Genomic DNA, 21,765 nt, shown 5'->3' with positions numbered 1-21,765 from the left:
TTTATTTTTTTGAATGGGAGTCCGTTTTGGTCAATGGGGGAGCGTTGGGGTGTTGAGCCAATTCCCGTAGGAGGCTATCTTTTTCTTGGTTGTTGCGAATACATTCCGAAAGTTGCTGCCGACAATACACATTATCGACACTGCTCGCTGCACTAGCTAATTCAAATTCATAGAGGCTCCGTTGGCGGGTTTGTTCATAAAGCAAAAAGCCGTTGAAGCCTAGTGAGAGGGCCAACGTGAGCCCCAAACCGTAAAGCAAAATCGATGGAAAATAATGGCGTCGCATAGAGTGGATAGCTATGTTGATTGACAAAACAAAGCAACCACTTAGGCATTAAAACGATGTGAGAAGGAAATTAGAAAACATTAGAAAAGTCTAAATGACTCGAAGGGCTTGTAGGAGTATAGAAAGGCGAAAATGCTTTTAATGCTCCATTTTTGGGCTTTGAAACCGTATGAAAATCGCTAGTAATGTAGGATTGTCTAGGAATTGTACAATTATATGTTTTTAGGAGACAAATTAAAAGACATTAGAAAAATGGAGTGATTTTCTAATGTTGAGCTGAGAATCGACCCTAAAAAAGATTAATTTAAACTGGGAAACGAGATGGAAACGGTGGTGCCTTCGTTGATTTTAGAATTCAGGTGAAGAAAACCTTGGTGAAGCTCAATGATTTTCTGCGTCATGGCCAAGCCAATGCCAAACCCAGGCACTCCCTCTACGTTTTTTCCTCGGTAAAGTGGGTCAAAAATATGGGCAATATCAGCCTCCGCAATGCCCCGTCCTTGGTCTTTGATGACGACCAAAATTTTATCAGAAGTCGTCTGAAGATGTACCGCAACGGCCTCAGTGGAGTACTTGCAGGCATTGTCGAGGAGGTTTAGAAAGGCGGTGGTTAGCAAAGTCGCATTTCCTTTGACGGTCAGCGAGTGGTCGTCGGTTGCAAACTGAATGGGTAAACTTCGGTGCGGATATTTGGCATGAATTTGTCCCAATGCCGTCAGTAAACAATCATCCACCTGCACCCTTTGGAGGGTAAGAGCACCATCGGTTACGCGTGCCAATCCTAGCAAGCTATTGGTGAGGGAAATGACCTTTTTTAATTCTTCCACGGCCACTTCCATGCTGTCGCGCCAGTCGTTGGGGTTTTGGTCGTAGCGCAACGAAGTTTCCAAAGTACCCAAGGTATTGGTAAGCGGAGTCCGAAGTTCGTGAGAGGCGTGGGCCACAAAACTCCGTTGGGAAACAAAAGCATCTTCGAGCCGAAAGAGCATTTGGTTGAACGTCATGGCAAGCTGCGCAATTTCGTCGCGACGGTTGCCTTCATTAACGCGTTTGTGCAAGTCTTTGGCCGTAATTTGCTCGACTTCGTCCACAATTTGCGAAATGGGTTTGAGCACCCTGCCTGAGAAATACCACCCCGCTAATACAATTAGCGAAAAGCCTAACATATTGGCCAACAGCAAGATTTGCTGTAATGTGCCAAGTTTTGCAAAGCCAATTCGGTCGTATCCTGAAGCAAAGATGTAGAATCGCTGCCCACGGTCATAGAAGGGGAGGAGTATAGACTCCAAGTGCCCCGACCGAAACTCAAAAAGTGAGTCGGAGGGTAAGTGCGGGATTTTTTCTTTGTAATAATCCGATTCTTTCAGGGTACGGTTGGTAAAAACCAATTTGTGTTGATGGTCAAAAATACTGATTTGTTCCTCCACAATGGTGAGCAAATCGGTACGAACCATGTTTTTGAAAAAATCATCGTGCAGATGCCGCCTCGAAATCAAAACCCGCCCCGCAACCCGTGCTTTTCCCTCCAATCGGCTATAAAATTCTTCTTGGCGGTACAGCGAGTAAAAATACCAAACCAACAACGACAACGTCACCTGAATGGCCGTGGCAAGCAGGGTAAAAATAATGGTAAGTCGATTACGAATGAGCATATTGGGAAAACGATTATCCTTCGCGTAGCACATAGCCCATCCCAACGATGGTGTGTAACAATTTGGTAGAAAAGCCTTTGTCTATTTTTTTGCGTAAGTAGCTGATATAGACGTCGATGACGTTGGTGCTGCTGTCAAAATCTAAACTCCAAACGCGTTCGCTAATGTCCACCCGAGAAATAATTTTCCCTTTGTTGAGCATCAAGTATTCCATCAAAGAGTATTCGCGGGTCGTCAGGTCGATACGTTGCCCAGCCCGAGTGACCGTTTTGGTGTCAAGGTTTAGTTCTAAATCTGCCAATTGCAACACTTGTTTTGGCTTCGTACCGTTTCGCCGCGTCAAAGCCCGAAGCCGTAGCAGAAGTTCTTGAAATTCAAAAGGTTTGGCGAGGTAATCATCCGCACCTGCGTTAAAACCATCGGCCTTGTCGGCGAGGCTATCGAGGGCGGTTAGCATTAGTACGGGAACACTTTCATTGTCAGCCCGAATTAATTGACATAATTCAAAGCCATTGATGTGGGGAAGGTTGACGTCCAATAAAATGATGTCATAACTGTTTTTGCGAAACAGCGACAGGCCCATGCGCCCGTCGTAGGCAACTTCTACTTCATAGCCTTCGGCCGAAATACCTTTACGAATAAAAGAGGCGAGTCTGTCCTCGTCTTCAACTAATAAGATTTTCATACAAACGATGTGGGTTGCTGATGTGTCAAAGTGTTCGTTTCCACCCCTTTAGGAGTAATGCTGTTGCTGCAAATATATACACCGACTTGATTGGGCAGTCATGTACGCAACCCTTGTAAAGCGATTTTAATCCTTTTTTCATTTCAATTTGCCCATGGTTTCTTTTTCAATTTGACATAAAAAAGGAGGTTTTTGTACCTCTTCAACGCTACTTTGTCTAAGATTTTATGGTAGAAAATGACTTTTTAGATTGAAAGATAAAGGGGAGGATAGACAGGTTAAACACATTAAAAAAAGTAGCCTCTGGAGCAATGAACAGCCACTCTATATTTTAATGCGTTCAACCTGGAAGATAGGTTCGTTTCTAAAAAACAAGGATAAAATAAGTAAAAAGCAGAACTTGGTCGTTTTATTTATTTTTAAGTATCTCTCTAACAAAAGTTTGATTAACCCATGCGTTTTAAAAAACAGTCAAAATTGCAACTTTCGGCGGCAATCGGGACGGCTTGTTTAGTGGTGTCATGTATGAAAACGCCCCGCAATAGCCAGCCCGTTGTCATCAAAGAAGATCCTTCCAAGGCCATTGCTAGGGCCAAGGAAATCCGTGAAAAAACGCCCGTAAAGCTTGCCGAAGGGCTACAAATGACCCTTTGGGCATCCGATTCGCTAGCGCCAGACCCTGTGGCGATGGCGATTGACGACCAAGGACGAGTATATATCAATCGAACAAACCGTCAGAAAAACTCAGAATTTGACATTCGTGGACACCGTGATTGGATGACGGAGTCAATCGGCCTTCAAACGGTTGAAGACCGCCGTGCGTTTTTACGCAAAACGTTTTCGCCCGAGAAAAGCAAAGCCAACGAGTGGCTCGCTGACCTCAACGAAGATGGCGTACACGACTGGAAAGACTTAGCGGTAGAAAAAGATGAAATCTGGCGCTTAGAAGATACCAACAACGACGGTATCGCCGACGTTTCGCTGCGGGTCTTGGAAGATTTTTTTGATGAAGTCACCGACGTGGCAGGAGGTATGCTGGTACGAGCTGGGGAGATTTTTGTCGGAATTGCTCCTGACTTATGGCGTTTGAAAGACACCAACGGCGACGGTATTATGGACAAAAAAACATCTATTAGTCACGGATACGGTGTACACATTGGGTTTAGTGGACACGGTATGTCGGGCGTAACTGAGGGGCCTGACGGACGTATTTACTGGAACATTGGAGATATTGGTGCCAATATTACGGCTCCTGACGGCAAAAAATGGGAAAACCCCAACTCTGGTATCATTGCTCGTTCTAATCCAGACGGCTCTGATTTTGAGATTTTTGCGTCAGGACTTCGCAATACCCACGAGTTTGTTTTTGATGAATACGGCAACCTCATTTCATCGGACAACGACGGTGACCATCCAGGCGAAAGCGAGCGTCTCGTACACGTCGTACAAGGACATGATGCGGGTTGGCGCTCAAACTGGCAGTATGGAAAATACACCGACCCCCGCAATAATAGATACAACGTGTGGATGAACGAAAAACTGTTCAAACCGCGCTGGGAAGGCCAAGCTGCGTATATTTTGCCTCCGATTATGAACTACCACAACGGCCCGACGGGGATGGAATACAACCCAGGCACGGCCCTAGGCTCTGAGTGGAAAAATAAGTTTTTCTTGGTAGAATTTGTGGGAACACCTTCACGCTCCCACATCTGGTCATTTGGGCTTAAACCAAAAGGAGCAACGTTTGACCTCGACGGTGAAAAAGACATAGTGAGTGGTATTTTGCCAACGGGTATCAAATTTGGCCCTGATGGTGCGCTCTACGTGGCTGACTGGATCAATGGTTGGGATACAAAAAACTACGGACGCGTGTGGAAGCTCGATGTGACCAAAGATAAGAATGATTTGGCTGCCGTACGGGAAGAAACAAAACGCATGATTCAGTTGAGTTACCCTGCGCAAACCGAAGAAAAACTGTATTCGCTGCTTTCGTACGGCGATATGCGGGTTCGTCAAAAAGCCCAATTTGAGTTGGTCAATCGCGGTAAAAAAGGACTTCCGCAGTTGATAAAAGCAGCGGAACAAACACAGAACCAATTGGCGCGTATTCACGGAATTTGGGGAATTGGACAGTTGACGCGCATCGACCAAGCCAATGCTGGAACGTTGATGTCTTTGTTGAATGACAAGGATCCTGAGATTATGACCCAAGCGGCCAAAATGCTCGGAGATGCACGCATCGCCAATGCGGGTAGCGCTTTGATACCTTTGTTGAAAAACACCAACCCACGCGTTCGTTTTTACGCTGCCGAAGCATTGGGGCGTATTGCTTATGCAGATGCCGTAACGCCGCTGATTGAAATGATTGGTGCCAACAACGACGAAGACCTTTACCTGCGTCACGCGGGCGTTTTGGCCTTGTCGCGCATTGGAAAAGTAGAGCCAATGGTAGCCTTGGCCAACAACCCAAGCAAAGCATTGCGGACAGCAGCGGTGTTGGTATTGAGACGCTTACGTAATGAAAATGTAGCCGTTTTCTTGAGCGACAAAGACGAATACATCGTAGCTGAAGCAGCCCGCGCCATCAACGACGACTTGTCGATTGTAGGAGCATTGCCAGCCTTGGCCGCAACCCTCAAAGAAACCCGTTTTACGTCGGAAGTGATTGTGCGTCGCGCAATTAATGCCGCATTGCGGGTAGGAGGGGACAAAGAACTCCAACTATTGCTTGATTTTGCTCGTCGTACCGATTTGAAAGAAGACATTAAGGCAGAAGCATTGGCAGCGCTTGGGACTTGGGCAAACCCTTCGTACACCGACCGTGTGGACGGCCGCTACCGTGGTAGAATCGAGCGTGATCCTTCGGCCGTCAAAGCTAAGGTGTTACCTTTCATCAATGAGTTTTTGAAAGAAAAGAATCCTGAGCCTTTAGCAGCGATTGTGGGCTTAATTGCAGACGTAAAAATCACGGAAGCCAATGAGCAATTGGTGGCAATTTTTGAAAGTAGCGAAAGCCCACGCGTCAAAGGAGCGATTTTGACAGCACTCAATCAGCTAAATTATCCTCAAATGGATGCCATCATCAAAAAAGGGATGGACGACAAAGAGGAGAGTGTACGTACCGTAGCGTTGGGGATGTTGAACAACAACAACGTGACAAAAGCGAGTTTGCCGCTGATTGTGAATTCTATTTTTACCAAAGGCTCAACGCGCGAACAACAAAAAATGCTCGATGTATTGGGAAAAATGGAAGCTGACAAAACACAGGTAATTTTGAGCGATTTGATTGATCAATTGAAGGCCAAAAAGTTGTCGCCTAACTTATCACTAGAGCTTAAAGAAGCCATAGAAGCATCGGGCATAGCAGCGTTGAAAGAAAAAATGGCAACGGTGAAGCCTGGTGCTTCGCTTGTGGATGAATATGCCGAAGCACTTTTTGGCGGAAACCGCATGGCGGGTCGTAACATATTCAACAACAACTCAGCGGCACAGTGCGTACGCTGTCACGCTGTTGGTGGTACGGGCGGAGCCGTTGGTCCTTCATTGACCCACATCGGTGATGTGCTCACCCGCGAGCAATTGTTACAGGCATTGATTGAACCAAGTGCCCGTTTAGCACCAGGGTTTGGAATGGTATCGTTGACGTTGAAAGACGGACAAGTAGTGAACGGAACGTTGGCCAAAGAAACGGCGGAAGAATTAACCATCAATACCTCCGACGCCGAGCCATTGGTGATTCCTGTGGCGCGCATTGGCAAGCGCGAAAACATGCCATCGGGTATGCCGCCGATGGGTAGCATTCTGTCAAAACGCGAAATTCGCGATTTAGTAGAGTACCTGACGAATTTGAAGAAGTAAAACAAAAGCCTCCTAGAACTACCTTCCCGAAAGTTCTAAACTTTCGGGAAGGTCTAAAATTCCCCTTCTTCTAAACATTTTTTTGAAATCGGCATTTGGTGATGAAATCTGACAAACTCATGGATTCCACCAAAATAATCCAGCACTTCAGCTCGTCTCAAACTTGTTGGTTGCTCGCTTTTTAGGGCACGAAAAGAGGAAAACTCCCACTTATCCATCGAATCTACAAAGCCATGATGAACGGGGTTTGCATGAATGTAGTGAATCAATTGTATAAAATACTCCTCATTATTTACTTCTCGTCGTTTAAAATTTGGCATAAATAAACTTCCCATACGCCCTTGTTGGCGATTAAACGCTTGTGAATAAGAGCTATAAAGGTTACCAAACTCTCGACTTATAAAAGCGGACCAGTCTATCTCTTTGGTTAATTGGCAATGAGGTTTATTTTTCACTTGCCACGCCATTTTCAGTTCTTGTTCATCCTTGATACGTACCAAAAAATGTATATGATTCGGTAATAAACAGTACGCATACGTATCTACAATGGGATTCATAAAAAAGGTGTAGCGTTGTAGAAAAAACTGATAATTGCCTCTGTTCATGAACAAATTATCCCTGCCGTTTGCATGATTAAAAACATGATAGTATGTATCAGGAATAAGCGGAATGTCATATTTCTTCATTTTGTAACTCCTTTAAAGTCAATAATAATTCACGTTGGTTAGACTTTAAATCAGTGCTAAAGTTTCTGTTACCCTTTAAACAAAACTTCCCGAAAGCGTTGGAGCTTTCGGGAAGTTAATATGGACTCGTCAAAAGCCTCCCGAAAGTTCTGAAACTTTCGGGAGGCATATAAAAAAACTTTTCGACAAAGGTCATTGCAGGTCGGGAAAATCCTTTTTAAGTTTAAAGGTTAATATTCCTAATCACGTTAATTCCTTAAATCATGTCGGAAAAGCAACACAAAATTTTACTCACCGAAGACGAGATTCCAAGACATTGGTACAACATTCAGGCAGATATGCCCAACAAGCCACTGCCTCCTTTGCACCCTGCTACCAAACAGCCTGTAGGGCCAGGCGATTTGGCTCCGTTGTTTCCGATGGAGCTAATTAAGCAAGAGGTATCCCAAGAAAGGTACATCGAAATTCCTGAGGAGGTACGCGAAATCTATAAGCTGTGGCGTCCAACGCCCATGTTCCGCGCGCACCGCTTGGAAAAGATGCTCGATACTCCTGCTAAAATCTACTACAAATACGAAGGCGTAAGTCCATCGGGTAGCCACAAAACTAACACAGCGGTGGCGCAGGCGTATTACAATAAAATGGAAGGCGTAAAACGGATTACTACCGAAACAGGTGCAGGGCAGTGGGGGACGGCCTTGGCCATTGCGTGTCAGATGTTTGGTATTGAGTGTGAAGTGTTTCAGGTGCGTATCAGCTACAACCAAAAACCGTATCGTAAAGCCCTCATCGAATCGTTTGGTGCCAAAATTTTCCCTTCTCCTTCGGAGCTAACGCAGTCGGGACGGAAGATTTTGGAACAATATCCCGATACGCCAGGAAGCTTAGGAATTGCGATTTCGGAGGCAATTGAGTGTGCTGTTCAAGACGAAAACTGTAAGTACGCCCTCGGAAGCGTATTGAACCACGTGTTGATGCACCAGACTATCATTGGCCAAGAGTGTTTGGTACAGATGGAAAAAGCAGGTGATTATCCTGACATCGTCATTGCACCGCTTGGTGGAGGCTCCAATTTTGCAGGGATTTCGTTCCCATTTTTACATAAAAACATTACTGAAGGCAAAAACGTACGCGCCATTGCCGTAGAACCAGCTTCGTGTCCTAAACTAACCAAAGGTGAGTTCCGCTACGATTTTGGTGATTCGGTTGGGTTTACGCCGTTGTTACCGATGTACACGCTTGGGCATAATTTCCGTCCTGCGGCCATTCACGCGGGAGGCTTGCGTTACCATGGGGCGTCGGTATTGTGCTCGCAGTTGTTGAAAGATGGCCTCATCGAAGCCAACGCTATTCAGCAGTTGGAGTGTTTTGAAGCGGGTGTAGCCTTCGCCAAAGCGGAAGGAATTATTCCCGCGCCCGAAGCGACGCACGGCATCGCGCAGGTATTTAGAGAGGCGCAGCGTTGCAAAGAAGAAGGAAAATCAGAAACGATTTTGTTCAACCTTTGCGGCCACGGTTTCTTGGATATGCAGGCTTACATGGATTATTTCGATGGCAAACTTTCTGATCACTTCCTAACTGACGATGAACTCAAATCGGGCTTGAAAGAACTCGAAGGTTTTCCATTGGCCTAACGTTGATTGGTATTTATAAAAAGTGAGGCTGTCCCAGAAGGATAGCCTCGATTTTTTGGCTAATTTTTAGGAGGTTGTGAAGTAGTTTTGTGCTTGAGAAACCTAAATTTGTTTAAATTTGGCTAGCGCATTTAGATAAAACGATGAAAGCAAAATATATAAACCCTTTTACAGACTTCGGATTTAAAAAAATCTTCGGGGAAGAAGCCAGTAAGCCTTTGCTTATTGACTTCTTAAATGCACTTTTACCTCAAACCAACAAAATTGTTGACTTAAATTTTAAAAATACTGAGCAATTAGGGCAAACCGATTCCGACCGAAAAGCTATTTATGACATCTATTGTGAAAATGAAAATGGTGAAAAATTTATTGTAGAACTTCAGAAAGCTAAACAAAATTATTTCAAAGAAAGGACTATTTACTATTCGACTTTTCCTATTCGAGAACAAGCCGAAAAAGGAGAGTGGAACTATAATTTGAAAGCAGTTTATTGCGTTGGAATTTTAGATTTTAGGTTTGGCGACTATGAGAGCGAATCCGAAAAGAGTGAATTTGTTCATAGCATCAAACTTAAAAATCAAAATGGCAAAGTTTTTTATGAGAAACTGACTTACATTTATCTTGAAATGCCAAATTTTAATCTGAGCGAATCAGACTTGGCAACCCGTTTGGACAAATGGTTGTATTTCATCAAACATCTGGAAGACTTTCAAACAATCCCGACAATATTTAGGGACGAAGTATTTACCCAAGCTTTTGAAAAAGCGGAATTGGCAAAATACGGACAGGCGGATTTAGATAATTATGAAAATAGTTTGAAAACTTATCGAGACTTAAAAGGTGTTATAGACACTGCTTTTGACGAGGGAAAACTAGAAGGAAAGCTAGAAAGAAATATTGAGGTTGCTAAATCTGCCAAGAAAATTGGACTTTCGATAGGAGACATAATGAAGCTTACAGGACTTTCTGAAAGCGAAATCAATAAATTGTAGCGCACAAATGCAATCTTGTGACGATATAGCTACCGAAGGTTTTGCCCAACAAGGCATGTATGCTAATGCTGGAGCCCTTATATGATTTGCTAGTTGAGCGCCACCGTTGCGTTAAGAGCCAAAACTTAATGTACAATTATAACAGACAATAATGACAGAATGGAAACCAATCTCACGGAGTGAACTTAACGACCAAATCCAAAAGACAGAAGCAGATTTAAACGGGGAACTTTTGGCAATTGATTAAAATAGACCCGACAAAGTGGACGGAGAAAGATTATGGAAACGAAGGTGGTGGATTTTGGGTAGTGGCAATTTGCGGGACAAAGGTTATTTGGTACAATGATATCGAAGATGGCTTCAATATTTCGGACTACAAAATATATGGCCAAATTGAAGAATATTATTGCAACCAAGACGAACTTAATTGGGCAGTGAAACGACTATTTGATTTGGGGAAATTTGGCGGTGAAATAATTGGACAAGCTGGATAACCACATATTGATTGGTATTTACAAAAAGTGAGCGGATGTCCCAAAAGGACATCCGCTCACTTTTTTATAATCAGGTTCCAAGCCATTTACGAAATCGATGCGCCCGCCCACACTTCTTTGTGCGGTTGGAGCAGTGACAGGCTGCCATCGCGGTCTTCGGCCATGAGAATCATCCCGTTAGACTCTTGTCCCATGATTTTGCGCGGGGCAAGGTTGGCGATAAAAGTCACCTGACGACCAATCATTTCTTCGGGCGAAAAATGCTTGGCGATGCCGCTCAGAATCGTGCGTTTTTCAAAGCCATCGTCCACCAAAAACTTCAATAATTTATCACTTTTAGGAACGCGCTCGGCTTCCAAAATGGTACCAATGCGAAGGTCTAATTTGGCAAAATCGTCGAACTGAATCGTTGGCTTGAGTTCAGGGACAGTTTTGGTGGCTAATTCGTTCATTTTCTTGGCGTCGTGCAGTTTTTGTACTTGTTTTTCGATGAGGGAGTCTTCGATTTTTTCAAATAATAAGAAAGCTTCCCCAACGGCTTGTCCTACCGATAGAAGGTCGTTTCTACCCGCGTCTGCCCATTGCTGATGGGAAAGCGATAGCTGATTACGTAGTTTTTGGGCTGTAAATGGCAAGAATGGCTCGCTGACGATGGCCAAGTTGGCAGCAATCTGAAGCGCGATGTGCATGATGGTGTTTACGCGTTCGGCATCGGTTTTAATGACTTGCCAAGGTTGGGTTTCGGCCAAATATTTATTGCCCAAGCGTGCCAAATCCATCAACAGCGCCAAGCCTTCACGGAAACGATAGTTTTCGAGGGCATCCCCAATTTTGACGGGGAGTTCGGCCAACGAGGCGAGCGTTTCACGATCAAAATCCGTCAACTCACCCAAGGCAGGAACGCTACCGTGGCAGTATTTGTGGGTTAAGACAACGGCACGGTTGACAAAATTGCCATAAATCGCTACCAACTCGCTGTTGTTGCGGGTTTGGAAATCTTTCCATGTAAACTCACTGTCTTTGGTTTCAGGGGCATTGGCCGTCAACACGTAGCGAAGCACGTCTTGTTTGTCAGGAAGTTCTTCTAAATATTCATGTAACCAAACGGCCCAGTTACGAGACGTCGAGATTTTATCACCTTCCAAATTCATAAATTCATTGGCAGGAACATTGTCAGGCAACAAATACTCATTTCCCATTGCCATGAGTGTAGCGGGGAAAATGATGCAGTGAAACACAATATTGTCTTTGCCGATGAAGTGGATCAACTTAGTATCTTCATTGTCCGATTTTTTCCACCACGATTCCCAGCCAGCGTCGGTGCCGTTTTGTTGAGTCAACCAATCTTTGGTGGCCGAAATATACCCAATTGGCGCTTCAAACCACACGTACAACACTTTGCCGTCGGTATCGGCAAGGGGTACTTTGATGCCCCAGTCCAAGTCGCGGGTCATGGCGCGTGGCCGAAGACCCTCTTTCAACCACGACTGACACTGACCAAACACGTTGGTTTTCCATTCGGTATGGCTTCCCACGTATTTTTCCACGTCGGGTTGCATTTTGTCCAAAGGTAAGTACCAGTTTTTGGTCGATTTTAAGACAGGTTTTGAGCCCGAAAGTGTCGAATGTGGTTCTTTTAACTCCATGGGACTGAGGGCTGTACCGCAACGCTCGCACTGATCACCATAGGCATTCGGATTGGCACACACAGGACAAGTACCAACGATGTAGCGGTCGGCCAAAAACTGCTGCGCTACTTCGTCGTAATACTGCTCGCTGGTTTCTTCAACGAAACCGTCTTTGTCGTAAATGGTCTTAAAAAACTCTTGCGACGTGCTGTGGTGAATAGGCAGGCTGGTGCGAGAGTAAACATCGAACGAAATACCAAAATCAGCAAACGATTGCTTGATTTGGGCATAATACTTATCGACTACTTCTTGGGGAGTAATCCCTTCTTTTTTGGCACGGATGGTGATGGGCACACCGTGCTCGTCGGTGCCACTGACAAAAGCTACGTTGGCGCCTTTGGCACGTAAATAACGCACGTAAATATCGGCAGGAACATAACAACCTGCCAAGTGACCAATATGGATAGGGCCGTTGGCGTAAATGAGGGCCGCCGTAACGGTGTATTTCTTACTCATGGGATAATAAATCAAATTTGAGGCTGCAAAAATAGTAAAATAGCGTGGCAATGGAGAATTGTTTAACTTTGATGCAATGCCAATTTTGAGTTAACCATGAAAAATTTTATACAACAGCTGTACTGGGCAGGAAGTATGTTGGCGTTAGGAATCGCGCTGGAGGGTTGCACGCCCAAAGAAACGCCCGTTTCCGTACCTCAAGCAGCGTCGTTTGACTTGCTTCAAGACCGTATTTTGACGCCCACCTGCGCCACAGCGGGCTGTCATGCGTCGGAGCAAGAAAGCACGTTTGCGGAGCACGGTTTGGTATTGGCCAAGGGGAAAACGTATGATTTTTTGGTAAACAAAGACCCTAAGAACGCCAATGCCCGTACTGAAAAACTGAAGCTAGTGACGCCTTATTTTTCGTTGCAAAGTCTTTTTTATCATAAACTGGTTTGGGGAGACAGTGGTCACCACAGTGGACTGAGTTACGGAAACCCCATGCCGCTCAATGGAAAAGCACTTTTTAAAGGACAAATTGAGTTTGTGCGGCGGTGGATCGAAGCGGGCGCTCCTCGCACGGGCAGCGTAGTGGATACAACGCTCCTCAACGATAAAACACCAAGTTTTTAGTACGTGCGTCGGGGTACTCATACCCCGATGCACAGTGGCACTTAAAACCAGTACTTTATTTTGTCGCGGGTACGTTTGAAACGAAGCGCGGTACTTTCGGCGGGTTCATTCAGAATCCCTTTGTAATAAGCGTTTTGGGTTGACCTTTGAAATTGAAGGTAATAATCAAAAAAGGTACGGGCTGAAATTCGCCACTTTTGATAAAACTGCTTACTACCGTCGTTCTTTTTGATGCGTGAAACGCTCTTCGACATAAAGTGATACACGAGGCTATCGCCAATTCCTCTAAAGTTACGAACGCCCACGGCCCACAGTTTTCTACAAATATCTGGGTCAGAATACATTCCAGGACTAAATTCGACGCTGAAGCCGCCAATCAAATTCCACATCCGTCGGTGCATGATGCTTGGCGGGTAATTGGCACCCTGCCAGTCGGGAATCATCAAGCTCGACCATTCTTTCAGCAGTTGTTCTTCCTTGAAATTTTCGACGCTATCACCATAGTTGTGCGGCGACGAGACGTTGCCGCTGTTGGCTGCTACCCGTTCAATCATGGTCGATGAAAAGTAAAAATCGTCCCTTCCGTAATCAGTAACGGCCCTAAAAAGGCGCTTGTCCCATTCGGGGCACACGTACATATCGTCGTTGATATAAACGATGTAATCCGCTTTGGAAAGCGTGAACGCAGCATTGCAAGCAACGCAAATTCCAACATTTTCGGCCGTTTGGGTGAAGTCAAGTTGTTGTTGTTTGGCCCAGGCTAGAGTGCCATCGGAGCCGTCGTTGATGTGGAGAATAATCTGGTGGTTGTAAGTAGAGTTTTTGCGGATGCTCTCAACGCAAAGTTTGACCAGTGAAAGATTATTCCAGGTAGGAATGAGGATGGAGAAAAGTGGTTTTTCTCCATCCGAGTGTTGTTCATAATGGATGTGCATACGTCGTAAGAATGGTGTAATGATTTATTCTAATTTTTTTATTTCTACATAAAAATTAGGGTCTATCATCACAGCGCTTGCCTTAGAGGCTTTGAGTGTTTTCCAATCAGAAGTCGGCTGTAGTGTCTTCCAATTGTCGCCAATTTTTAACTTTATTGGCATCTCAAAACCTGTTACGCAATTGCTCCAGCGATACGAAAGCTGTTTACCTTCGAGTTTGTACTCTAATGTTGGAATGCGGACATCGCGGAGGTACTGGTCAAACACTTTTGACAGGTTTATTCCCGCTTGTGCGCTCATATAATCTTCAATTTGTGGTGACGTAACGGTCTGGTGGTAAAACGTCTTATTCAATCCGCGCAAGATGCCGCGCCACTTCTCGTCGTCGTTCACAATTTGTCGAATGGTATGGAGCATGTTTCCACCTTTGTAGTACATATCGCCCGAGCCACTGTGATTAACACCATATACGCCGATAATCGGTTTGTCGTTGCGAATTAATTTTCGACAACCAATCACATATTCTGCTCCTGCTTGCTTACCGTGGTGATATTCAGTGTATAAGTTTTCTGAATAATTTGTAAAACTTTCATGAATCCACATGTCGGCAACGTCTTTGTAGGTAATATTATTGGCAAACCATTCGTGCCCCGACTCGTGAATGATGATAAAGTCCCACTTTAATCCCCAACCCGTAGCCGAAAGGTCGCGGCCAAGGTAGCCGTTTTGGTAGCCGTTGCCGTACGTCACTGAGCTTTGGTGTTCCATGCCCAAATAGGGGACTTCTACCAACTTAAATCCATCTTCGTAAAAGGGATACGGCCCAAACCAATGTTCGAAGGCTTTGAGCATGGGTCTGACTTGTTGAAACTGTACTTTGGCTTTTTCTGCGTTTTCAGGTAGTGCATAAAACGACAGATCGAGCTTGCCTTTTTCGCCTTCAAAGGTTTCGGTCCAGCTGACGTAGTTGCCGATGTTTACGTTTACGCCGTAGTTATTGATAGGATTTTGAACATACCAATGAAAAGTACGCCACCCGTCGGCGTTATTAGAAATACTACTTAAACGTCCGTTGGAAACATCCGTCAAACCTGGCGGCACAGTAATGCTGATTTTCATGCTGTCGGGCTCATCGTACATGTGGTCTTTGCATGGCCACCACACACTGGCACCTAAACCTTGACAAGAAGTAGCGACAAAAGGCTGCCCGTTTTGGTCACGTTTCCAAGAAAAACCACCATCCCACGGAGCGCGTTTCGCGATGCGAGGTCGGCCACCATAATGCACTGTGATTTCTTCTTGTGCATTGGTTCTTTGGGGTTTGACCAATGAAACAAAAAAAGCGTCACCGTCGCGTCTGAACGAAAGTTCTTGGCCATCTTGGGTAATTTTGGAAATAGTCAGAGGGCGTTGGAGATCAATTTGAAGCACTTGGGCGGGCTGTAATACTTTATAACGGACAACAACATGGCCGCCAATGGTACTATCAGTAGGGTTAATGCGGGTGTTGAGGTGATAAAACTGCAAATCCCACCAAGCACGTTCTTTGGTAATACTACCCCGCAGTGTATCGTCGTGCGTAAAAGTGTATTTTTGGGCGAAAAGGGTGAAGTGAACAATCGAAAATAGCAGAGCTAGACGAAAAATTTTCATAGTAGAAGAGTGCTTGTAGTTTGCTTGGGAATCCAGTTTGGGATGAAAAATGCTTTTGATAAAGCAATAATACCAGTTTGTAGGGCAAAAAAAAATCCGAGCGGGAAGCCCACTCGGATTTTTAACCTTTACTCAACGTTATGAAAAACTCTATAGCTTAGACTATAGGTCGAATACAAGGTCACAATTTTTTTTTATTTTTTTTCAAAGTTTTTAAAAAAAAGTGTCTAAGTGGAAAAGCCTCCCGAATTTCAGGTTGAACGCATTAAAATATAGAGTGGCTATTGATTGCTCCAGAGGCTACTTTTTTTATGCCTTTAACTTGCCCGAATTTTATTGAAAACAGAAAAGTCGTGAATCAAATTAGGCTTAAATCAAAGGGAAATAACGCTCTTGTAACACCCGTAAGTGGTGAATGGGATGGCCAATCAACACAAAGCCTAAAGCTAAGGGAGAAATTTGCTGGTTAAAACTAACTCCCGAACGATGGAACATTTCGTCGTTGAAACTTTTAAAAAGCGCTATGGTGGATTGACGAACTACGGCAAATTCGTCCAACAAATCATCCAATGTACGTTGGTTGGCGGTGGTATTAGCTCCAAATAACTCCTCATCATAGCCTGGCAGGCTGGTTTTGTCGTTTCGGGCAAAACGCATGGCTCGATAAGACATAATGCGCTCATTATCAATCAAATGTTGAATGATATCCTTGGCAGTCCACTTGCCTGGCGCATAGACTTGGTCGCCAAGTGCTTCCAGTTTTTCTTTGATTTCGGGCGTGTGATAAAGGCGAGCTGTTGCCTCCAGGCCGTCGATAATGTCAATGTCGTCAACCAGTAAAATGTAACGGTCAAAATACTGAGGCATGTGTTGGATGTCGGAACGTTTCATGAAGGTAGGTGAGTTAAATGTTCGGGTAAAGATACATTTTTACTGAATTCATCCCCCACAGGAATTTCACGAATGGTACGAAGAGGAATCAGCCCCGACCAAATTGGCAGTTCTTGGTCTTCCTCGTCATCTTTGGGCATTCCTGTACGCGACTTGGCCGAAGCTTCTACGATGGGGAATGACAAAACTGTTGTTTTGCGCACTTCGCTCTCCGTCATGGGACGCAGATAGTCCCAACTATTAGGGACGATTTTCTCCGTAATCCAGCGGAGTGCGTCCCATTTAAGGGTAGAATCTTCTACTTTTTCGGCGTTGGAAAAAATAACTACCGAACGATAATTGACCGAATGATGAAAGGCTGATTTGGCCACCACCAAAGCATCCGTCAACATAACCGAAATACAAACGGGAATTCCTTTTTCGAGTTCACGAATAAAATGGCTACCGACCGACCCATGAAGGTAAATACGGTCTTCGTAGCGGGCAAATGCCGTGGGGAGGGCAAAAGGCTGGCCATCAATGGTAAAACTTACGGTACAAAACATCGATTCGTCCAAAATCGAATAAACGGTTTCTTCGTCGTACTGAGCGCGTTTGGCCAAACGACTCGGGGTGGTGCGTGGAGTTGGCTGCATGGGTTGATTGGTTTTTTTTTGACAAAAGTATATCTTTACTGGATTGCTATACGTATCCACTTTTAATAAAGTAAGTAGTCCACTTTTTAACCTAAACAAACGATGAGAACCAAAAACCTATGGGTGTTTTTAGCGGGAATGAGTACGGCTTTTGCCCAAGCCCCCAACAAAACCCACGAAAGTGTTATCAAAGAGATTGACCAAAAAGAAAAGCAGTACGGAGTTCTTTCAAAGCAAATCTGGACATTGGCGGAGGTCGGCTACCAAGAAGTTAGAAGCTCAGCCATCTTGCAAGATCAGCTCCGCAAAGAAGGCTTTAAGGTGCAATCGGCAGTGGCAGATATGCCCACGGCCTTTGTAGCTAGTTTTGGGGAAGGCAAACCTGTGATTGGCATCTTGGGGGAATTTGATGCGCTCCCTGGGCTTTCGCAAGACTCTATCCCTGTCAAAAAATCAATCGGCGGTATTGCTGGTCATGCCTGTGGTCACCACTTGTTTGGCGTAGGGTCGTTGGCGTCAGTGGTTGCCATTAAAAATTGGCTGGTTCAATCAGGACACAAAGGAACGATTCGTTTTTACGGTACACCTGCGGAAGAAGGTGGGTCAGGAAAAGTATATATGGTGCGCGATGGCTTGTTTAAAGACGTGGATGTGGTGCTACACTGGCACCCAGGCGACAGCAATAGCGCAAGTTCGTCGTCGTCGTTGGCCAATAAATCGGCCAAATTTCGTTTCAGAGGCATTTCTTCGCACGCTGCGGCTGCACCAGATCGAGGGCGTTCGGCCTTGGATGGCGTGGAGGTAATGAATTATGCCGTCAATATGATGCGTGAACATATTCCTTCGGCCACTCGAATTCACTATGTGATTACCAATGGAGGCAAAGCGCCAAATGTTGTTCCTGATTTTGCCGAAGTGTATTACTACGTTCGTCATCCAAGTCGCCAATACGTGGCCTCGATTTGGGAGCGCGTACAAAAAGCGGCGCAAGGCGCGGCATTGGCAACGGGCACAACGGTAGAGGAAGAAATCATTGGCGGTGTACACGAAATTTTGCCCAACGATGTATTGTCGCAGTTGATGCACGAAAATTTGAAGGGCATTGGAGGAATGAAATATACGCCAGAAGAACTAAAATATGCCGAAGAACTCAGCAAAACCCAAGGCATGGGCATTCGTGAATTGAGTTCGGTTGAAACCATTGAACCATTGGCAAATGAAGGATTAAGTAGCGCTTCGACAGACGTGGGTGATGTGAGCTGGGCGGTGCCAACCGTTGGGTTACGCACGGCTACGTGGGTGCCAGGTACGCCTGCCCATAGTTGGCAAGCCGTGGCAGCGGGCGGCACGAGTATTGGCCGAAAAGGAATGGTGATTGCTGCGAAAGCATTGGCAACGACAGCCATTGATTTGTTCCAAAACGAAAAAATCATTTCTGAAGCCAAAGCCGAATTTGACAAACGCCGTGGGTCTGATTTTACCTACAAAGCTTTGGTAGGGGATCGAAAACCAGCCCTTAATTATAGAGACTAACCACGATGCTTGCTTATCAGTTACAACTATCCATCGACAAAAACGCCAAGCAGCCTGCGTATTTGCAATTGGCCAATCAATTGATTCAGTTGATTCGGACGGGGGAGTTGCGCGCAGGACAAAAATTGATTGGTACTCGCTCATTGGCCGAACTGCTGGATATTCACCGCAAAACGGTCGTGCAAGCCTACGATGAATTGTTGGTGCAAGGTTGGCTAGAAAGTAAGACGGGCAGCGGCACCTACGTAGCTGAAACGTTGCCCGAAGTAGAACCCCAAAAACTGAGTAAACGAACGGTTGAAAAGGTGAACCCTGCCAAAAAAGCGGGGTTCGCTTTTGCGGAGCCACAACATTTGCGTCGTGACGTACTGACGTCGAGTTATGCCTTGCACCTAGATGATGGTTTTCCTGACCCACGGCTGGCACCGCTTGCCGAATTAAGCCGCGTGTATCGCAGCCAATTGTTGTTGGGGAATCAGTATGTGAAGTTAGGCTATGGTGATACCAAAGGCTCAGCTTGGTTGCGACAAGAACTTTCGATTTATTTAAACGAAACTCGCGGGCTTAAAATTACCCCCGAAAATATCCTGATTACGAGAGGAACGGTAATGGGAATCCACTTGGCAAGTGCTGGCTTGGTACAACGCGGCGATGTGGTCGTGACGGGCAAGATGAGTTGGGGAACGGCTACAACTAATTTTGTGCAAGCTGGGGCACAAATTGAGCCCATTGAAGTGGACGAATACGGTTTGGTTGTAGAAGAATTAGAAAAACTGTGCCAACGAAAAACCGTTCGTTTTGTGTATGTTACTTCTCACCACGACTATCCGACTACCGTCACCCTACGTGCTGACCGCCGACTGAATTTGTTGAAATTGGCGGAAAAATACGGCTTTATCATCTTTGAAGACGATTATGACTACGATTTTCACTATTTGAGCAAGCCGTTGTTGCCGCTGGCGAGCGCCGACCGTGCGGGCATGGTACTCTATTGTGGGTCGTTTACCAAAGCCATTTCGCCTGCGTTTCGGGTGGGGTATTTGGTGGGGCCTGAAGATGTAATCACGCATTTGGCACGACTACGGAGGATTATCGACCGACAGGGCGATTTGATGCTAGAAAATACGGTTGCTGAGCTTTTACAGATGGGCGTTATCGAACGGCACCTTCGTAAATCGTTGAAAGAATACCGCAAACGGCGGGACGTTTTTGCGGAGTTACTTCAAAACGAGCTGCGCGAACATATACAGTTTCAACTTCCCGACGGAGGCATGGCGATTTGGGCATTGTTTGATAAAAGCATTGATATAGAACAACTCACCGAACGCTGTCTCAAACACGACCTGTTTTTTTCCAATGGTAAACATCTGCATCCGACCCTCAACGGGACGCGTTTGGGGTTTGCCTCGTCTAATGAGGAGGAATTGGTGAGGTGCGTGGAGGTGATGAAACGAAATATGTGACTTTTTATTGATGTATCGTACATTACGTAAGAGTACTTGTATTTTGCTTAATTGAAATAAGATTTTTATTGTTAAAGCGTTGATAGTCAATGAATTTTTGCTTAATTAGAAAAAAGACAATGATGAAAAATTGGATAACAAAGGCATTTGAACTATTGGAATATACTCTTAATCCTATGCCTCATGAAATAAACGAATTGGATTGGAAAGAAAATTTATCACCTAACAATAAAAAACTCAGCCAACATCTTTCTGCCTTTGCAAATCAGCCAGGGGGAGGGTACATGGTTTTTGGATTGGAGGATAAAACAGCAAATTTGGTTGGAGTGACTCAACAAAGTGCAGAAGCAATCATTCAAAAATTAAGTAGTATATGCAGGGATTCTCTCAATCCTGTTATACGAATGGATCATGCCATCGAAGAGTATAAGAATATACCTTTGTTGTTGGTCTATGTTAGTGAAAGTGCTGTTAAACCAGTTCACTTGGCGAGTGGGACATTAGAAGACGCTTATATCAGAAGCGGAGGTACGACCAGAAAGGCATCTCGTCAAGAGATTGGAGGTTTGATGTTAAATAGCCAAAGTCCACATTTTGAAGAATTACACGCTTCAATGCTGAAATCTACACCAGAAATTTTAGACGCTCTTGATTTTAGAACTATTTATAAACTTCTTGAAAAACCTATCCCACAGTCAAGCGAAGAAGTTGTGATTTGGATGCAGGATGAAAAGATGATAAAGCCGATGAATTTGGGTTACTACATTACAAATTTTGGCGCTTTGGCAGCAGCCTATCGTTTGCAAGATTTTGATTCCCTTAACAGAAAAGTAATACGTGTAATTAAATATAAAGGGCTAAATAAAAAGGAAACAGAGAGAGAGTTCCCAGGAACAAAAGGATACGCGATTGGTTTTGAGGGTTTACTAGGTTTTTTAGATGCCGTACTCCCCAAAAGCGAAATTATAAAAAATGCACTTAGAGAAGATGCTACCGTATATCCTAAAATAGCACTTCGAGAGGTTATAGCTAACGCAATAATTCATCAAGATTTTACAATAAGGGGAGCTGGTCCAATGATTGAGATATTCGATGATCGAATTGAAATATCAAATCCAGGAAAGCTGTTACCTACAAAAAAAATAGATAGACTGATTGGAACCACTCCTGAATCACGGAATGAAATTTTGGCATCAGCTTTTCGGAGGTACAAAATTTGTGAAGAACGCGGAAGTGGATTGGAAAAGGCGGTTCTTGCTATAGAATTGTATGGGCTGCCTCCCTTGAAGTTCGAGGAGTTAGAAAATTCATTCAGGGTGACTATTTATAGTCCTAAGACGTTTGCTGAAATGACGCCTAAAGAACGAATTGAAGCGTGTTATCAGCATAGTGTTATCAAGTATTTTTCTAGTGGTGGTATGACTAATACCAGTTTGAGAGAACGTTTTAAAATGAACGAAAAGCAAAGACCACAAGTATCTCTTGTAATAAAAGACGCAATAGAACAAGGTAAAATTAAAGTAAAAGATATTCATAATATCTCTACCAAATTTGCAGAATATATTCCTTATTGGGTTTAGTAAAAGTGAATATGTTTTGCTTAATTAAA

At 44.5% G+C, this 21,765-nt stretch carries 17 protein-coding genes; 8 read left to right on the top strand and 9 right to left on the bottom strand.

The window, feature by feature from the left end; all coding sequences use genetic code 11:
• Window position 1: 1 nt before the first annotated feature.
• From AC23P2_RS22445 to AC23P2_RS22435, 3 genes are all read right to left on the bottom strand, one after another.
• Complete coding sequence (locus AC23P2_RS22445) at window positions 2–286, bottom strand: hypothetical protein (protein ID WP_487775283.1); 285 nt, start codon at window positions 284–286, stop codon at window positions 2–4.
• Between the two features lie 299 nt (window positions 287–585).
• The gene (locus tag AC23P2_RS22440; RefSeq protein WP_487775282.1) at window positions 586–1,938 is read right to left on the bottom strand and encodes an ATP-binding protein; all 1,353 of its coding nucleotides are present in this window, start codon (window positions 1,936–1,938) and stop codon (window positions 586–588) included.
• A gap of 13 nt (window positions 1,939–1,951) precedes the next feature.
• On the bottom strand, window positions 1,952–2,623 hold the full coding sequence (locus AC23P2_RS22435; protein ID WP_487775281.1) for a response regulator transcription factor: 672 nt from the start codon (window positions 2,621–2,623) through the stop codon (window positions 1,952–1,954).
• A gap of 453 nt (window positions 2,624–3,076) precedes the next feature.
• Here AC23P2_RS22435 and AC23P2_RS22430 point away from each other — a divergent pair, with 453 nt between their 5' ends.
• Entirely contained in the window at window positions 3,077–6,481 is a 3,405-nt protein-coding gene (locus AC23P2_RS22430; RefSeq protein ID WP_487775280.1) for a DUF7133 domain-containing protein, read from the top strand.
• Between the two features lie 53 nt (window positions 6,482–6,534).
• On the opposite strand, the gene AC23P2_RS22425 is transcribed toward AC23P2_RS22430, so the two are convergent.
• Complete coding sequence (locus AC23P2_RS22425; RefSeq protein WP_487775279.1) at window positions 6,535–7,167, bottom strand: transposase; 633 nt, start codon at window positions 7,165–7,167, stop codon at window positions 6,535–6,537.
• A gap of 263 nt (window positions 7,168–7,430) precedes the next feature.
• Here AC23P2_RS22425 and AC23P2_RS22420 point away from each other — a divergent pair, with 263 nt between their 5' ends.
• The 3 genes from AC23P2_RS22420 (at window position 7,431) to AC23P2_RS22410 (ending at window position 10,287) form a co-directional block, all read left to right on the top strand.
• Window positions 7,431–8,801, top strand: coding sequence for a TrpB-like pyridoxal phosphate-dependent enzyme (locus tag AC23P2_RS22420; RefSeq protein WP_487775278.1), 1,371 nt, complete (start codon window positions 7,431–7,433; stop codon window positions 8,799–8,801).
• Between the two features lie 143 nt (window positions 8,802–8,944).
• Window positions 8,945–9,793, top strand: coding sequence for an Rpn family recombination-promoting nuclease/putative transposase (locus tag AC23P2_RS22415; protein WP_487775277.1), 849 nt, complete (start codon window positions 8,945–8,947; stop codon window positions 9,791–9,793).
• A 239-nt stretch (window positions 9,794–10,032) separates the two neighbouring features.
• On the top strand, window positions 10,033–10,287 hold the full coding sequence (locus AC23P2_RS22410) for a hypothetical protein (RefSeq protein ID WP_487775276.1): 255 nt from the start codon (window positions 10,033–10,035) through the stop codon (window positions 10,285–10,287).
• 86 nt (window positions 10,288–10,373) lie between these two features.
• Here AC23P2_RS22410 and metG read toward each other — a convergent pair whose 3' ends face one another.
• Window positions 10,374–12,431: a methionine--tRNA ligase gene (gene metG, locus AC23P2_RS22405; RefSeq protein ID WP_487775275.1), complete on the bottom strand. Its 2,058-nt coding sequence runs from the start codon at window positions 12,429–12,431 to the stop codon at window positions 10,374–10,376.
• 96 nt (window positions 12,432–12,527) lie between these two features.
• On the opposite strand from metG, the gene AC23P2_RS22400 reads away from it, so the two are divergent.
• A complete protein-coding gene (locus AC23P2_RS22400) occupies window positions 12,528–13,046 on the top strand; it encodes a hypothetical protein (protein WP_487775274.1) in 519 nt (172 codons plus the stop codon).
• 41 nt (window positions 13,047–13,087) lie between these two features.
• Here the strand turns inward: AC23P2_RS22400 and AC23P2_RS22395 are convergent, their stop codons facing one another.
• The 4 genes from AC23P2_RS22395 to AC23P2_RS22380 all read right to left on the bottom strand — a co-directional run bounded on the left by AC23P2_RS22395 (window position 13,088) and on the right by AC23P2_RS22380 (window position 17,160).
• A complete protein-coding gene (locus AC23P2_RS22395) occupies window positions 13,088–13,981 on the bottom strand; it encodes a glycosyltransferase family 2 protein (RefSeq protein ID WP_487775273.1) in 894 nt (297 codons plus the stop codon).
• Between the two features lie 24 nt (window positions 13,982–14,005).
• Window positions 14,006–15,634: a M1 family metallopeptidase gene (locus AC23P2_RS22390; RefSeq protein WP_487775272.1), complete on the bottom strand. Its 1,629-nt coding sequence runs from the start codon at window positions 15,632–15,634 to the stop codon at window positions 14,006–14,008.
• A 369-nt stretch (window positions 15,635–16,003) separates the two neighbouring features.
• Entirely contained in the window at window positions 16,004–16,525 is a 522-nt protein-coding gene (locus tag AC23P2_RS22385) for a DinB family protein (RefSeq protein WP_487775271.1), read from the bottom strand.
• The gene (locus tag AC23P2_RS22380) at window positions 16,522–17,160 is read right to left on the bottom strand and encodes a pyridoxamine 5'-phosphate oxidase family protein (RefSeq protein ID WP_487775270.1); all 639 of its coding nucleotides are present in this window, start codon (window positions 17,158–17,160) and stop codon (window positions 16,522–16,524) included. Before AC23P2_RS22380 ends, AC23P2_RS22385 begins: the two co-directional genes overlap by 4 nt.
• Window positions 17,161–17,262: 102 nt before the next feature.
• Here AC23P2_RS22380 and AC23P2_RS22375 point away from each other — a divergent pair, with 102 nt between their 5' ends.
• The 3 genes from AC23P2_RS22375 to AC23P2_RS22365 all read left to right on the top strand — a co-directional run bounded on the left by AC23P2_RS22375 (window position 17,263) and on the right by AC23P2_RS22365 (window position 21,736).
• Complete coding sequence (locus AC23P2_RS22375) at window positions 17,263–18,693, top strand: amidohydrolase (RefSeq protein ID WP_487775269.1); 1,431 nt, start codon at window positions 17,263–17,265, stop codon at window positions 18,691–18,693.
• Between the two features lie 5 nt (window positions 18,694–18,698).
• On the top strand, window positions 18,699–20,156 hold the full coding sequence (locus AC23P2_RS22370; protein WP_487775268.1) for an aminotransferase-like domain-containing protein: 1,458 nt from the start codon (window positions 18,699–18,701) through the stop codon (window positions 20,154–20,156).
• A 119-nt stretch (window positions 20,157–20,275) separates the two neighbouring features.
• Window positions 20,276–21,736 carry an ATP-binding protein gene (locus AC23P2_RS22365; RefSeq protein ID WP_487775267.1) on the top strand — a complete coding sequence of 487 codons (1,461 nt, stop codon included), beginning with the start codon at window positions 20,276–20,278 and terminating at the stop codon, window positions 21,734–21,736.
• Window positions 21,737–21,765: the final 29 nt, after the last annotated feature.

The sequence above is a fragment of the Runella sp. R0.1_18 genome, from assembly GCF_057652155.1.
This window is presented reverse-complemented; position numbering and strand designations above follow the sequence as displayed.

Coding starts and splice junctions, on each gene's coding strand:
- AC23P2_RS22445 (WP_487775283.1), bottom strand. CDS start 286: ATGCGACGCCATTATTTTCCATCGATTTTGCTTTACGGTTTGGGGCTC.
- AC23P2_RS22440 (WP_487775282.1), bottom strand. CDS start 1,938: ATGCTCATTCGTAATCGACTTACCATTATTTTTACCCTGCTTGCCACG.
- AC23P2_RS22435 (WP_487775281.1), bottom strand. CDS start 2,623: ATGAAAATCTTATTAGTTGAAGACGAGGACAGACTCGCCTCTTTTATT.
- AC23P2_RS22430 (WP_487775280.1), top strand. CDS start 3,077: ATGCGTTTTAAAAAACAGTCAAAATTGCAACTTTCGGCGGCAATCGGG.
- AC23P2_RS22425 (WP_487775279.1), bottom strand. CDS start 7,167: ATGAAGAAATATGACATTCCGCTTATTCCTGATACATACTATCATGTT.
- AC23P2_RS22420 (WP_487775278.1), top strand. CDS start 7,431: ATGTCGGAAAAGCAACACAAAATTTTACTCACCGAAGACGAGATTCCA.
- AC23P2_RS22415 (WP_487775277.1), top strand. CDS start 8,945: ATGAAAGCAAAATATATAAACCCTTTTACAGACTTCGGATTTAAAAAA.
- metG (WP_487775275.1), bottom strand. CDS start 12,431: ATGAGTAAGAAATACACCGTTACGGCGGCCCTCATTTACGCCAACGGC.
- AC23P2_RS22400 (WP_487775274.1), top strand. CDS start 12,528: ATGAAAAATTTTATACAACAGCTGTACTGGGCAGGAAGTATGTTGGCG.
- AC23P2_RS22395 (WP_487775273.1), bottom strand. CDS start 13,981: ATGCACATCCATTATGAACAACACTCGGATGGAGAAAAACCACTTTTC.
- AC23P2_RS22390 (WP_487775272.1), bottom strand. CDS start 15,634: ATGAAAATTTTTCGTCTAGCTCTGCTATTTTCGATTGTTCACTTCACC.
- AC23P2_RS22385 (WP_487775271.1), bottom strand. CDS start 16,525: ATGAAACGTTCCGACATCCAACACATGCCTCAGTATTTTGACCGTTAC.
- AC23P2_RS22380 (WP_487775270.1), bottom strand. CDS start 17,160: ATGCAGCCAACTCCACGCACCACCCCGAGTCGTTTGGCCAAACGCGCT.
- AC23P2_RS22375 (WP_487775269.1), top strand. CDS start 17,263: ATGAGAACCAAAAACCTATGGGTGTTTTTAGCGGGAATGAGTACGGCT.
- AC23P2_RS22370 (WP_487775268.1), top strand. CDS start 18,699: ATGCTTGCTTATCAGTTACAACTATCCATCGACAAAAACGCCAAGCAG.
- AC23P2_RS22365 (WP_487775267.1), top strand. CDS start 20,276: ATGATGAAAAATTGGATAACAAAGGCATTTGAACTATTGGAATATACT.